General features: G+C 44.0%; 12 protein-coding genes. 9 read left to right on the top strand and 3 right to left on the bottom strand.

Annotation, left to right across the window (positions count from 1 at the left end):
* The first annotated feature begins 71 nt into the window (after nucleotides 1-71).
* From I6E11_RS07850 to I6E11_RS07825, 6 genes are all read left to right on the top strand, one after another.
* Entirely contained in the window at nucleotides 72-1,124 is a 1,053-nt protein-coding gene (locus I6E11_RS07850; RefSeq protein WP_235337494.1) for a Wzz/FepE/Etk N-terminal domain-containing protein, read from the top strand.
* Between the two features lie 65 nt (nucleotides 1,125-1,189).
* Nucleotides 1,190-2,281, top strand: coding sequence for a GDP-mannose 4,6-dehydratase (gene gmd, locus I6E11_RS07845; protein ID WP_235337492.1), 1,092 nt, complete (start codon nucleotides 1,190-1,192; stop codon nucleotides 2,279-2,281).
* A 103-nt stretch (nucleotides 2,282-2,384) separates the two neighbouring features.
* Nucleotides 2,385-3,464, top strand: coding sequence for a GDP-L-fucose synthase family protein (locus tag I6E11_RS07840; protein WP_235337489.1), 1,080 nt, complete (start codon nucleotides 2,385-2,387; stop codon nucleotides 3,462-3,464).
* Between the two features lie 292 nt (nucleotides 3,465-3,756).
* Nucleotides 3,757-5,517: a hypothetical protein gene (locus tag I6E11_RS07835; protein ID WP_235337488.1), complete on the top strand. Its 1,761-nt coding sequence runs from the start codon at nucleotides 3,757-3,759 to the stop codon at nucleotides 5,515-5,517.
* 22 nt (nucleotides 5,518-5,539) lie between these two features.
* Nucleotides 5,540-6,940 (top strand): DUF5723 family protein, encoded by a 1,401-nt coding sequence (locus tag I6E11_RS07830; protein WP_235337487.1) that lies wholly within the window; start codon nucleotides 5,540-5,542, stop codon nucleotides 6,938-6,940.
* Between the two features lie 155 nt (nucleotides 6,941-7,095).
* Nucleotides 7,096-7,995, top strand: a complete 900-nt coding sequence (locus I6E11_RS07825; protein ID WP_235337486.1) for an Rpn family recombination-promoting nuclease/putative transposase — start codon at nucleotides 7,096-7,098, stop codon at nucleotides 7,993-7,995.
* A 24-nt stretch (nucleotides 7,996-8,019) separates the two neighbouring features.
* On the opposite strand, the gene I6E11_RS07820 is transcribed toward I6E11_RS07825, so the two are convergent.
* The 3 genes from I6E11_RS07820 to I6E11_RS07810 form a co-directional block, all read right to left on the bottom strand.
* Nucleotides 8,020-9,201: a class I SAM-dependent rRNA methyltransferase gene (locus I6E11_RS07820; RefSeq protein ID WP_235337485.1), complete on the bottom strand. Its 1,182-nt coding sequence runs from the start codon at nucleotides 9,199-9,201 to the stop codon at nucleotides 8,020-8,022.
* Nucleotides 9,202-9,279: 78 nt separating this feature from the next.
* Entirely contained in the window at nucleotides 9,280-9,864 is a 585-nt protein-coding gene (locus I6E11_RS07815; RefSeq protein WP_235337484.1) for a 3'-5' exonuclease, read from the bottom strand.
* 36 nt (nucleotides 9,865-9,900) lie between these two features.
* Nucleotides 9,901-10,425: a DUF5063 domain-containing protein gene (locus I6E11_RS07810; protein ID WP_235337483.1), complete on the bottom strand. Its 525-nt coding sequence runs from the start codon at nucleotides 10,423-10,425 to the stop codon at nucleotides 9,901-9,903.
* A 148-nt stretch (nucleotides 10,426-10,573) separates the two neighbouring features.
* Here I6E11_RS07810 and I6E11_RS07805 point away from each other — a divergent pair, with 148 nt between their 5' ends.
* From I6E11_RS07805 to trxB, 3 genes are read left to right on the top strand one after another with little or no spacing between them, the layout of a single operon-like run.
* On the top strand, nucleotides 10,574-13,258 hold the full coding sequence (locus I6E11_RS07805; protein ID WP_317221511.1) for an FtsK/SpoIIIE family DNA translocase: 2,685 nt from the start codon (nucleotides 10,574-10,576) through the stop codon (nucleotides 13,256-13,258).
* A 2-nt stretch (nucleotides 13,259-13,260) separates the two neighbouring features.
* Nucleotides 13,261-13,860 (top strand): outer membrane lipoprotein periplasmic chaperone LolA1, encoded by a 600-nt coding sequence (locus tag I6E11_RS07800; RefSeq protein ID WP_235337482.1) that lies wholly within the window; start codon nucleotides 13,261-13,263, stop codon nucleotides 13,858-13,860.
* Nucleotides 13,861-13,898: 38 nt separating this feature from the next.
* The gene (gene trxB / locus I6E11_RS07795; RefSeq protein WP_235337481.1) at nucleotides 13,899-14,834 is read left to right on the top strand and encodes a thioredoxin-disulfide reductase; all 936 of its coding nucleotides are present in this window, start codon (nucleotides 13,899-13,901) and stop codon (nucleotides 14,832-14,834) included.
* Nucleotides 14,835-14,893 lie beyond the last annotated feature (59 nt).

The following is a 14,893-nucleotide window of genomic DNA, read 5'->3' as shown; positions in this document are numbered from 1 at the left end:
CTAGTATCTAGTATCTCGTATCTAACAACTATTAATTCTTAATTTTTAATTCTTAATTCTTAACTAACATAATGGTAGAACAAGAAATAGATTTGCTGGAACTGGGACGCAAGTTGTGGAGAGAAAAAAAACTCTTTGCGAAGACTTGCGGTGTGGCTGCCGTGGTGGGACTGATAGTGGGATTCAGCATCCCGAAGGAATATACCACTACTGTGACTCTGGCTCCTGAGTCGGAATCGGGAGGTAAATCGGCAAGTGGCGGTCTGTCTGCACTGGCAGGACTGGCCGGTATAAATATAGGGTCTCTGCAGAGTGCGGACGCCCTCTCGCCTGCTATATATCCGGACATTGTAAAGTCAATACCTTTCTCAGTGGAAATGCTGAATGTGGAGGTGACTGATGCCAAGGGGGAGATGAAAACTACGGTGTACGACTATCTGAAGGATGATCTGAAAAAGCCGTGGTGGAAGCATGTCATGATGGCACCAGGAAAACTTATAGGTATGATAACGGGAGGTGGAAAGAAGGATGATGCAGACAAGGAGAACAGAAAGATAGATGCATTCAGACTGACACCGGAACAGAGCGGAGTGGTAGGCGAACTGGCCAAGAGGGTTAAGGTGGAAGAGGACAAGAAAACACAGCTGATAAATATATCTTCCACCATGCAGGACCCGCTGATATCGGCTACTGTGGCGAAGGAGGTGACGGAAAAACTGCAGGACTATATTACGGAATACAGAACGAACAAGGCCAGAATGGACCTGAAATATACGCAGAAACTGTTTGACGAATCGCAGGAAAAATATCACAGGCTGCAGCAGGAATATGCAACGTATATGGACAGGAACCAGAATATATTGCTGAGAAGTGCACAGATGCACCAGGAAAGACTGAAAGATGAAATGCAGCTGGCGTATAACGTGTATAACCAGACGGCTCAGCAACTTCAGGTGGCAATGGCTAAGGTACAGGAAAGTACGCCGGTATGTACCGTGGTGGAAGCTGCAACGGTGCCTCTGATGCCTGCCAAGCCCAATAAACCGCTGATACTGATAGGTTTTGTGTTCCTGGCTTTTGTGGGTACTGCAGGATGGGTTCTGATGAAAAAGGATATGAAATAAAAAAGAGTATAGAAGGAAAAACATTATTGTGAATTGTATAACAAATCTGTAACAGAAAAAAGATTATGAGAAAAGTAGCATTGATTACGGGTATCACCGGTCAGGACGGATCATACCTTGCAGAATTATTGCTGGAGAAAGGATATGATGTTCACGGAACTATAAGACGTTCGTCGGTGGACTACAGGGAAAGAATAGCGCATCTGGAGGGAAAACCTAATTTCCATCTGCACTATGCCGACCTGGGTGACTCAATGAGCATTATGCAGGTGGTGAGCAAGGTGAGACCTACAGAGGTGTATAACCTGGCTGCACAGAGTCATGTGCAGGTGTCGTTCGACTCGCCTGAATTTACTGCAAATGTGGATGCAACAGGTGTGTTGCGTGTGTTGGAGGCTGTACGTCTGTGCGGACTGACTGATTCATGCCGCATCTATCAGGCTTCGACTTCGGAACTTTACGGTAAGGTGGAAGAGGTGCCTCAGAACGAAAATACTCCGTTCCACCCCTACTCGCCATATGCTGTGGCCAAACTGTATGGCTTCTGGATTGTGAAGGAGTATCGCGAGGCTTACAATATGTTCTGCTGCTCGGGTATTCTGTTCAACCATGAGAGTGAACGCAGAGGGGAAACTTTCGTGACAAGAAAGATTACGCTGGCTGCCGCAAGAATAGCACAGGGAAAGCAGGAGAAACTGTATCTGGGTAATCTGGACTCGCTGAGAGACTGGGGATATGCCAAGGACTATGTGGAATGTATGTGGCTGATACTGCAGAACGATACTCCGGAGGATTTCGTGATTGCTACAGGCGAACAGCATAGCGTGAGGGAATTCTGCTATCATGCATTCAAACGTGCAGGTATAGAGCTGGAATTCAAAGGTGAAGGCATAGACGAAAAGGGTTATGACAAGGCTACAGGCAAGTGTCTGGTGGAAGTGAGCGAGGATTTCTACAGACCTACTGACGTGGTGAACCTGTGGGGTGACCCTACCAAGGCTAAGGCTAAACTGGGATGGAATCCGACAAAAACAAGCTTCCAGGAACTGGTGAACATAATGGTGGATGCGGATATGGCCAAAGTGGCTGTGGAAAGACATAGCGAGGAAGTGAGAACTAATCTGGCTGAGTATCTGGAGAAGGGAATTGTTAAATAAGTTGTTAGTTGTTAGTTTTTAGTTGTTAGAGCTATCCGGATGGTAACCTAGTCAACTCGTCAACTGGTCAACTAGTAACTAGAAAAAAACTAGTAACTAAAAAATGTTGGAAAAAGACGCAAAAATATACGTGGCAGGTCACAGAGGGCTGGTGGGATCGGCTATCTGGAATAACCTGATGCAGAGGGGATATACCAACCTGGTGGGAAGGACTCACAAGGAACTGGACCTTCTGGATGGTGTGGCTGTGAAGAATTTCTTCGACCAGGAGAAACCGGATGCGGTGATTCTGGCTGCTGCACATGTGGGTGGAATTATGGCCAACTCTATCTACAGGGCTGACTTTATCTATAATAATCTGCAAATTCAGCAGAACGTGATTGGGGAAAGCTTCCGTCACGGGGTGAAGAAACTGCTGTTCCTGGGTAGTACATGTATCTACCCTAGAGAGGCTGAACAGCCTATGAAGGAGGAGGTGCTGCTGACTTCGCCTCTGGAATATACCAACGAACCGTATGCCATAGCCAAGATTGCGGGACTGAAGATGTGTGAAAGCTTCAACCTGCAGTATGGCACCAACTATATAGCGGTGATGCCGACTAACCTGTACGGACCGAATGACAACTTTCATCTGGAAAGGAGTCATGTGCTGCCGGCTATGATAAGAAAGATTCATCTGGCAAAATGTCTGATGAACGGTGATATGGAATCCGTGAGAAAGGATCTGGACAAAAGACCGGTGGAAGGTGTGGACGGAAAGGCTACGGACAAGGAAATTGCTGACGTACTGGCAAAATATGGTATTCATAACGACCACGTGATGCTCTGGGGTACGGGAAAACCGATGAGGGAGTTCCTATGGAGCGAGGAAATGGCGGATGCGAGTGTGCATGTGCTGCTGAATGTGGACTTCAAGGATACGTACAAGGAGGGTGACAGGGAGATAAGAAACTGTCATATCAATGTGGGTACGGGAAAGGAAATAAGCATATACGACGTGGCTATGCTGATAAAGAAGGAAGTGGGATTCGAAGGGGAAATAAGATGGGACGCTTCGAAACCTGACGGCACAATGAGAAAACTTACTGACGTGACCAAACTGCACAACCTGGGATGGCATCACAAGGTGGATATAGACGAAGGGGTGCACAGAATGTATGAATGGTACACTAAAGAGCTATAAACAAACAAGGGCGAACACTGTCATCAATGGATGAAGGGTTCGCCCTTGGTGTTTAGGGAAGGGATTGTTCTCCCTAATTTTACTATAAATGAAACAAAGAGTTCCCAAACGGGCACTAAGTTAAATATAATTTCACAATTAAAATGTTTTTTCTAGTTATTTTGTAGGTAAAAGTGGTTTTTTTAGTAACTTTGCATAGAAATATAAATAAATAATTTGATTTTTTAGACAAACGTAAAACGAACTGACTTACTCAAGAATTTTACAATTATATATAATTAGACTTCGATTTATGATGGAAAGAAAAATTAAGTATGGGACAATTGCCGGTGTATGTGCACTGAGCATGATAGGTCTGAACTCGTGCATGAAGATGGACGAAACATACGACCTTGAAAAGGATATTGACATGACTATCACCGTGGGTGGTAATCTGACAATTCCTGGTAGTGATACAGAAAAAATGTTGCTTAAGGATCTGCTGGATCTGGAAGAAGACGGAGTAATAGTAGCTAACGCAACAACAGGTGACTATCATCTGATACAGGATGGAGAAAAGAATACAACTGCTGTGAATGTGCCGGGGACAACTGTAGAGATGACAAACGGATTTAAAGGAGCTGATGTATCTATAACAGTGCCACCATACTCATATGGCAAGCCAATAGGAAGTGTTTCTTTTGACAAAAATATTAGTATTGAAGTTTCACAAAATAATATTACATCATATATCAGGGAATTGTATTATGCAAACACAAATTGCATAGAGACTTATCTGGTGTTCTTTAAAACAGGAAATCTGGCTGATGTAAGACTTGACAAAGATTTCACAATAGAATTTCCTGACTATATTACCGTGAAATCGGAAGATGCTGATTGGGTGGCAAACGAAAATGTATTAACGCTTATCAATGAAAACGGGCTAGAAGTTACTGAATCAACTAGAATTAAATTCCAAATAACAAAAATTGATTTTGAGGCTGATGGAGCAGACTTCACTCCTGGACACATTATGACTAATGCCCTGACCGGAGAAACTATCGATGGAGAAGATGGTATATTGAGTCTTGGTGGTGAAATTGCCTTAAACGGAAACATATCCGGTGAAGCAACAAGTAATCAGGGAGGAACATTAATACTTAATGCCAATGTAGAATCTGAGTCAATGAACATAGAGTCTGTTTATGCTAAAGTAGACCCTAAAGTGGACATAACAATTAAGCCTATCGAGCTGAACGACCTGCCTGACGTTCTGACTGACAATGAGGTGCTGCTTGACCTGACAGATCCTAGAATATATATCACTCTGTCTAATCCTAGCCCACTGTCTGTAAATCTAAGTGCTGACCTGATAGCAATGAAGACAGATAAGGAAGATAAAAAAGTGCACATATCAAATATCAAAATTCCTGCAGAAAACGAGAATTACAAGATCTGCATCAACCAGATTAAAGATGGTGAAGAAGGTGGTATCAACTATGTGAAAGTAGAAGGACTAAGCACTATAATAGAGGATATACCTGAAAAGATTGAAATGACAAATATCGAGACTTCTGTGGAACAGGAACCGGTGGAAATAGAACTAGGCAAGGACTTTACTATAGAAACAGACTACAACATAGACACTCCGCTTATGTTTGGTCCGAGAACTGACATCAACTATTCGGAAACTATAGACGGATGGGATGCTGACTTGGAAGATATGGAATTCGAAGGCATTGAAGTTTCGATGACTGTGGTAAACGAAATTCCTCTTGGCATAAACCTCAAGGCGGAAGCTATAGACAAAGACGGCAACAAACTGAATAATGTGGAAGTGGATATGGATGTAAACGTACAAGCAGGTGCCCTGGGTAATGCTGCAAGACAGGATGTGACTTTCAATATCACTACTACTGACGGAACAATAAACGGACTGGACGGAATAAAACTTAATATTAAAGCTAATGCCAAAGGACAAACCGGCGAAGCTGCTCTGAATGAAAATCAGTCTATCCAGATTATTGGACTTAAACTGAAACTTCAAGATGGTATTACTATGGATTTGAACTAAACATTAAAGATACAAGAATACAATGAAAAAGTGGACTAAATATATGGCAGCTGCCATGATGATGGGGGCAGCGACAGGAGTTTCGGCACAGGCTCTTAACTCTGGTTATTTCATGGACGGATATCTGTTCAAACATCAGCTGAACCCGGCTTTGCAGAGCGACAAATCGTATTTCAGCATACCGGCATTGGGTAATATCAACATTGCTACAAAAGGTAATGTGGGACTGGCTAACTTCCTCTATCCTACTGCAGACAACAAACTGACAACTTTCATGAACAGCAGCGTGAGCGCTGATGATTTTCTAGGCGGATTGAAAGACATTAACAGAATGGAAATGAACCTGAACATGTCAATATTGTCAATGGGTTTCAGAGCATGGGGAGGATTCAATACACTGGATATAGGACTGAGATCGAATTCTTCGATTTATGTGCCTAAAGACTTCCTGGAATTCATGAAGGTGGGACAGAACGGACCAAACTCAGTTTATGACCTGGGTGACATGGGAATGGCTACTACAAACTATGTGGAAGTGGCTCTGGGACACTCAAGACAGATAACTGACAAACTGAGAGTGGGTGCTAAAGTGAAGGCGCTGCTGGGTGGTGCGTATGCAAACCTGAACCTGAGCAATACAAAAATCACTCTGAGCGAGGATAAATGGGAAATGATAGCAAACGGTGAAATGAACGTGGCTGTGGCAGGACTTAACATTCCAACCAGAGCTGAATCGGGAGCTGATTATGCTGAGAATGAGGGTACAATAGTAGACTTCGACAATATCGAAATGGATAGTCCTGGATTGGGAGGATTCGGTCTGGCTTTCGACTTGGGAGCAACATACGAAGTAATTGACCATCTGACTGTATCGGCAGCTATCAAAGACTTGGGATTCATGAGTTGGAGCAATAACACATATGCTTCGACTAATAACGAACCGTGGGTGTTTGAAGGATTCAAAGAATTGTCGTTTGATGAGGACAGCGAGAACTCACTGGAAAACCAGCTGGAAAGCCTGACCGACGACTTTGAAGATTATGCCAACCTGCATAGAAGAAGTACAGGCGAAACTTTAAGCAAAGCACTTGCAGCTACTCTGAACATTGGTGTGGAATATGCATTGCCAATGTATGACAAGTTGTCGTTCGGTTTCCTTTCATCAACTAGAATAAACGGTGCTTACTCTTGGAGCGAAGGACGTTTCTCGGCTAACGTATCTCCATTGAGCTGGTTTGAAGCAGGCATCAACTATGGTATCTCTACTTACGGCAGCACTATGGGATGGATTGTGAACTTCCACCCTAAAGTGTTGAGCTTGTTTGTAGGTATGGATTATATAGTTAATAAGGTGGGAAAACAGTATATTCCACTGAACAACATGAACATGAACCTGAGCATGGGATTGAGCTTTACATTCTAAAAACGAATCTTGTTTTTTATTAGATAAAATTGTCTTGGCAGTATAAGTCTTTGTGATAAAGATTTGTACTGCCTTGTTTTTTTGTTTCTGTACTTTTGATAAAATAAATTATTGTCTATCTTTGTAAATAATAGGTAACTTGTAAACTTTGCTATATGGGAAATTATATTAGATTCGACTGGGCAATGAAGCGACTGCTGAGGGATAAAGCCAATTTCAAGGTACTGGAAGGACTGCTTACGACTCTGCTGAACGAGGAAATAAAAATTGTTAACCTGCTGGAAAGCGAAAGCAACCAGGAGGAGGAATTCGATAAATACAATCGAGTGGACATGCTGGCAGAGAATTCCAAAAAGGAACTGGTGCTGATTGAGGTGCAGAACAATAATGAATATGCATACTTCCAGAGAATGCTGTTCGGTACTTCGAAACTGGTGACTGAATATATAAACCGTGGTGAGGGCTACGACAAAGTGCGAAAAGTATATAGCATAAACATAGTGTATTTCTCACTTGGACATGGAAAGGATATAGTATATCACGGTAAGACAGAATTCAGAGGAATACACAATAACGATATACTGGAACTGACACCTTTCCAGAAACAGACATTTAAAGTGGATGCTGTGAGCCAACTTTATCCGGAATATTATATTCTGAAAGTGAATGACTTCAACAGTGTGGCAAAAACGCCGCTGGAAGAGTGGATTGAATATCTTAACACCGGACAAATAGCTGAAAGCGCAAAGGCTCCGGGACTGGATGTGGCAAGAGAAAAACTGAAAATAGACAATATGACTAAGGACGAGAAGAATGCTTATTACAGGCATTTGGATAATATTGTAATCCTGAGAGATAATATCAATACCGAAAGAGCTGAAGGAAGAGCTGAAGGAAGAGCTGAGGGAAAAGCAGAAGGTCTTGCTGAAGGTAGAGCTGAAGGTCTAGCAGAAGGAATAAGTTCTGTAGCAAAGAATATGAAAGAAATGGGTGTTCCTATAGAATTGATAGTAAAAGCTACAGGTATGAGTGAAAAAGATATAGAGGGGTTATAAGAATAACCCCTTTTTTATACTAGACTACTCTACGTATAATACCAATCCTTTGAGGTATTCGCCTTCCGGATGATAGATATTTACAGGATGATCGGCCGGCTGTGTGAGCTGATGCATGATGCGCACGCTGCGTCCGCTCTGTGCTGCTGCGGTGAATACTGCATTGCGGAAATCCTGCTTGCTGACTACCTGAGAGCATGAGAATGTGAAGAGTATACCGCCCGGACGGATCTTTTCGAATGCCTTGGCATTGAGTTTGGTATAACCACGAAGTGCATTGCGCAAGGCTCCGCGATGTTTGGCAAAGGCAGGAGGGTCAAGGATAATAAGGTCGTACTCCCCTCCCATCCTGTCGAGATACTTGAATGCATCTTCGGCAAAGGCTTCATGGCGTGTGTCGCCGGGGAAATTGAGTTCTACGTTGGCACGGGTGAGATCGATGGCCTTGGCAGAGCTGTCGACCGAGTGTACCAGATTAGCTCCTCCACGCATGGCATAAAACGAAAATCCTCCTGTGTAGCAGAACATATTGAGGACATTGCGTCCGAGGGAGTAATGTTCAAGAAGGGCACGATTGTCGCGCTGGTCGACAAAGAATCCTGTCTTCTGGCCTTTAAGCCAGTCCACATGGAAGAGAAGACCATTCTCCATTGCTACATTTTCTGTGCTGCCTCCCAGAAGGAAACCGTTTTCGGTAGATTCCAGATCGGCCTTGAACGGAAGGGTGGTTTCGCTCTTATAGTATATATTGCGGACTGTATCGCCCATAACTTCCTTGAGGGCGGATGCTATTTCGTGACGGTAGACGTGCATACCGGCTGAATGTGCCTGCATGACGGCGGTATGGTCGTAAAGGTCGATAATGAGTCCGGGGAGATTGTCGCCCTCGCCATGAACCAGACGGCAGGCATTGTTAGTTTCGGTTCCTATAAGGCGGAGAGCCTGACGGAGATTGCGGGCTACGGTGAGACGGCGTACCCAGAAATCGTGGTTTATCTCTTCTTTACGGAATGTGAGAACACGGACTGCTATACTGCCTATCTGATAATGGCCTGCTGCAATGTACTGCTTGTCGGATGTATAGACTTCGACTACTTCACCTTCTTCGGGATTGCCTTCTACGCGTGCGATGGCTCCAGAAAATACCCACGGGTGAAAACGGAGAAGTGATTCTTCTTTTTTCGGTTTAAGATATATTTTGTTCATGTTATTCAATTAAAAATTAAGAATTAAGAACTGAACCAACGGTCAGCGAAGCTAAAGTCAACGAAGTTAATTAATTGTTCATTCATTTTCTTTTAGTTCAAGATAGATACGCAGTGTAGCCCAGGCATCGGTGGCCGCGTATAGTTGTTGGGCTTCGGTAAGTACGTCTGCCTCCCAGTTGGAAAGACGCTGGCTTTTTGATATCTTCTGTCCAAAAAGGATGGCATATACTTTCTGAAGACTTTTGTCGGTTATACCGAAACGGGATACGTAGTCCTGAAGTTCAATCCAGTTGCCAACTCTGGGGTCCTTATTGTTGGCACGACGAAGCATATTGAAATCGTCGCGCAGGGAAAGACCTATCTTGAGAACATCGTTCTGAAGAAACTCCTCCAGGAAATCGGGGATGCCGATACGGTTTAAACGAAACAGAAAGCATGTGTCGAGAGTGGAAATCTGAAGCAATGCCACATCGTTGACCTTACCCTTGCGGAATGATGGACGTGTTTCGGTATCTACTCCCACAACACTGCATGTATTGAGATAGGATATTGCCTTGCGGGCATCTTCGACGGTGTATATTATTATTATACGGCCGGGAAAAGTGACCTTGGGCAACTCTGATATAAGTTTCTTATCAATGCTTGGTTGATATTCTGTCATGTCTGTATACGAATGTGTTGTTTCTTTTATTTAAACTCATGACTCCTCGCCATGATATCGGACATTGTGAAGGGCACGCATGACATTGACCAGTGTACGGCCCCAATAGGAAGCAAACTGTTCGCGGCAACGCCAAAGTGCATCGTTCATCGTACGGTCCAGCCCAAGGCTGTAGACACAGACAAAGTCTTTAAGAGGCTGGTAAATATCGGCCAGGCCTTCGGATATGTTCTGCTTGATTGGGGTGTCGCTGAATGCCATTTCATCAAGGAATACCTCAAGATAGTCGTCGTCCGGACCAAGCTGTGCGGCTATCAGGCTGCGAAGATGTTCGTAATCGGTCTCGGTGACAAATGTCTCAGGCTCGATGTCGTCCAGAGGTTCGCAATCGGGAAGCAGAGAAGCTTTCAGATAAAGCAGCGGAAGGAGCTTGAGACTGCGGTCGACAAACTCGAAGGGCTGCATTTCGGGAGTACGTTCCAGAAAACCGCAGAACTCGGCGGCTACTGTAACAAACTCAACTGTGTTTGCATCGAAAATTGGTTGGTTTGATGATTTCATTTGATAAAAATTGTCTGATATTCTTAATTATATATGTGCAAAGGTAGGAATTTTTTCTGTTTTATCGGGTTTTAATGACATATTTAGTGATGTTTGTATTATCTTTGCATGAAGAATTTTTGTAGTGGAACACAAATTTACAAACAATATGAGCGCAAAAAAGGACAGTAAAAACAAAAAATCAGATATAAAGAAACATGACGAAAAAGCACATAAGATAAAATCGGCTCTGAATGGGGAAACCGGTCACTTTATAGGGGGACTGATGTGCCTTATGTTCGGAGTGTATATGTTTCTGGCATTCACTTCTTTCCTGTCGGCAGGTGGTGCTGACCAGAGTGTGACGGGAGTGAGTGCTACCGGAGAGACTGAAGTGGTGCAGAACCATACCGGACCGGCCGGAGCAAGACTGGCTGAATTCATGATAAACGGTTGCTTCGGAATTCCGGCGTATTTCATTGTAATAGTGCTACTTATAGCCGGCACAAAATTGATGAGGGCATATAACTTCACTGTGTGGAAATGGTTCCTGGGATGTATGAGCATTATGTACTGGATGTCAGTGACCCTGGGATTTATTTTCGGAAATTCCGACTCGTTTATCTATGCAGGAGGTCTGCACGGGTATAACGTATCGCAATGGATAGAATCGTACATCGGAGTGCCGGGACTGATACTGCTGCTGTTATTCTGCGGTATTATAATAGGTATTGCCATAAGACGACAGACAATGGAGGTGGTGAGGACAGTATTGCATCCAAACCTGAGAAAGAAAGACGAGGAGACGGAAAAAGTGGCTGCAGAAGAAGCAAAACCGGATACTGTGACTGTTGAACCTGATGAAGAAGTGCAGGCCGATGAAGAGGATAAGGCTGAGGAACAGGCTGAGGAAGTGAAGGAAGAGAAAAAGAAATGGAGCGAGAAACTGATGCCCGGGGGACTGCTGGGAAAAATATTCGGCAGAAAAGATGACAGCGATAAAGATGAGGAAAAGACTGAGGCAGACGATGATGTGCATGAGGAGAACTATGAAGCTGATGCAGACATTAAGGCTGAAGAAACAGCAGAAACCGAAGATAAGAAATATGCTGACCATATGAGGGATGATGAGACTGAGACTTATGCCGAAGAGGTGTATAGCGACGATGTGAATTATACGGACAACAGCATAGAACTGGATCTGGATGATGTTCCTGTAAACGCAAAAAGAATTATAGAGCAGGAGGCAAAAACATCTGAAAAGGCTGATGAAGAACCGGCTTTCGAAATAGAGGAAACGAAGGAGGAAGAGACTGTGAGGGGTGACTTAAATGTGCCATACAACCCTAGACTGGATCTGGAACTCTATAAATTCCCTACCCTGGACCTGCTGAAGGCATATCCTGACGACGGACCAAGCATCGACATGGAGGAACAGAATGCCAACAAGAACAGGATTATTCAGGTGCTGAGAAGTTTCGGCATAGAGATTTCTTCAATAAAAGCCAATGTGGGCCCTACAGTGACTCTATATGAAATTACTCCGGCTGAGGGAGTGAGAATATCGAAAATAAGAAATCTGGAAGATGATATAGCATTGAGCCTTTCGGCATTGGGTATACGTATTATAGCTCCGATACCGGGAAAAGGTACTATAGGTATAGAGGTGCCTAACGCCAGTCCTAAAATAGTACCTATGAGCTCTGTTCTGGCCAGCAAGAAATTTCAGGAAAGTACGTTCGAACTGCCTATTGCACTGGGTAAGACTATTACGAACGAGGTGTTTATGGTGGACCTGGCCAAGGCTCCGCATATGCTTGTGGCCGGTGCTACTGGTCAGGGTAAATCTGTGGGACTGAATGCTATAGTAACTTCGCTGCTGTATAAGAAACATCCCAGCGAACTGAAATTCGTGATTATCGACCCTAAGAAGGTGGAATTTGCCATTTATGCTCCGATAGAGAGACACTTCCTGGCCAAACTGCCGGATGCTGAAGATGCCATAATTACCGACGTGACAAAGGTGGTGCAGACTCTGAATTCGCTGTGTGTGGAAATGGATACCAGATATGACTTGCTGAAGAAGGCCGGATGCAGAAATATCAAGGAGTATAACGCTAAGTTTATAAACAGGCAGCTTAATCCGGCCAACGGACATAAGTTCATGCCATATATAGTGATTATAATAGATGAGTTCGGCGACCTGATAATGACTGCCGGCAAAGAGGTGGAACTCCCTATCTGCCGTATAGCGCAGCTGGCACGTGCGGTGGGTATTCATGCTATCATTGCTACACAGAGACCTACCACCAACATCATTACGGGTACTATCAAAGCCAACTTCCCGGCCCGTGTGGCTTTCAGAGTGGCTTCGATGATGGACTCAAGAACTATTCTGGACAGACCGGGGGCACAGCAGCTTATAGGTAAGGGTGATATGCTCTATCTGCAGGGTAATGACCCGGTACGTGTGCAATGTGCATTCGTAGATACACCGGAAGTGGAAAAGATTTCGGAATATATAAGCAAGCAGCAGGGCTACCCTACTGCATTCGAACTGCCTGAATATGTGGACGAGAATGCAGAACCTAGCGGAGCTGCCGATGTGGACATGAACAGACTGGACCCTATGTTTGAGGAAGCGGCAAGACTGATTATATATCATCAGCAGGGTTCGACTTCGCTCATTCAGAGAAAGATGTCGCTTGGATATAACAGAGCCGGACGTATAATGGACCAGCTGGAAAGAGCAGGTATAGTGGGACCGGCTAACGGAAGCAAGGCCAGAGACGTTCTATGTATAGACGAGAATGACCTGCAGATGAGACTTAGCCAGTTAAGAAATAACAATTAAGAATGAGACATATTATATCATCAATATTATTACTAGTTACACTTCAATGTTTTGCACAGAAGGATGCCAAAGCGAAGGAAGTGCTGGATGCTGTGGCCGAGAACTACAGTAAAGCAAAGGGCACGGAAATTGTGTTTGGAGGGACTGTGGAAGGTGTAATTACACTGAAAGGCGAGAAATTTGTGCTTGACTGCGGAGGCATCAAGAGCTGGTTCGACGGAAAGACACTGTGGAGCTATGTGAAAGACAATGCCGAGGTGAATGTATCTACACCTACTCAGGAGGAGCTGCAGGCTATAAATCCGTATGCTATGATGGGTATGTATAAAAACGGATTCGACTATGCATATGCCGGAAAGAAGAGCAGAAACGGAGTGTCATGTCAGGAAGTGGTGATGACGCCTGAGACAGAACAGGACTTGAGAAAAATAGTGATTGACGTGAACGCAAGAATGGAACCTGTGTATATAGCTATAGAAACCGGAAACAACGGTACGCAGGAAATAGTAATAAAGAAGATTACATCGAAACAGACGGATGACAGCATGTTCAGATTTGATGACAAGAAGTATCCGGATGTGGAGATAATAGATTTGAGATAAGAGAGATTTATAATTAATAAACAACAAAACAGTTTTATATGGCAACAGAACATGTGAAATGCCTGATCATAGGATCAGGACCGGCAGGATATACTGCCGCTATATATACAGGAAGAGCAAACCTCAGTCCTGTACTATACGAAGGATTGCAACCGGGAGGACAGTTGACAACAACTACCGAAGTGGAAAATTTCCCCGGATATCCGGAGGGTGTGACAGGACCAGTGCTGATGGATGACCTGAGAAAACAGGCTGAAAAGTTTGGTGCCGACATAAGAAACGGTATCGTGACAAAAGCAGACTTGAGCAAGGCTCCTTATACATTCGAAGTGGACGGAGAGAAAGAAATTACAGCAGATGCAGTGATTATCTCGACCGGTGCAACAGCCAAATATCTGGGACTGGAAGATGAAAAGAAATATGCCGGAATGGGTGTAAGCGCATGTGCCACTTGCGACGGTTTCTTCTACAGAAAGAAGAAAGTGGCTGTAGTGGGCGGCGGTGATACTGCATGCGAAGAGGCCATCTATCTGGCAAGTCTGGCAAGCGAAGTGTATCTGATAGTGAGAAAACCATATCTGAGAGCTTCGCAGATAATGCAGGAAAGAGTGATGAACAATCCGAAAATAAAAGTGCTGTTTGAACACAATGCAGTGGGACTGTATGGCGAAAACGGTGTAGAAGGTATGCACGTAGTAAAAAGAATGGGCGAAGCTGATGAAGTGAGATATGATGTGGCTATTGACGGATTCTTCCTGGCTATAGGACACAAACCTAACTCTGACATTTTCAAGCCTTGGGTGAAGACTGACGAAGTGGGATATATCATTACTGAAGGAAATACCCCAAGAACAGGAGTTCCGGGAGTCTTTGCAGCAGGTGATGTGGCTGACCCTCACTACAGACAGGCTATAACTGCTGCCGGAAGTGGATGTAAGGCTGCTATTGAAGCGGAGAGATTCTTGAATAAATAAAGAATTAATAATTAAAAACGAATGCATGTCATCAATTTTAATTTTTAATTTACCTCCGG

This window comes from Bacteroides caecigallinarum (genome assembly GCF_021531075.1).
In the GTDB taxonomy this organism is placed as follows: Bacteria; Bacteroidota; Bacteroidia; order Bacteroidales; family Bacteroidaceae; genus Phocaeicola; species Phocaeicola caecigallinarum_B.
The sequence above is the reverse complement of the archived record's forward strand: the minus strand, read 5'-3'. Positions and strand labels throughout refer to the sequence as shown.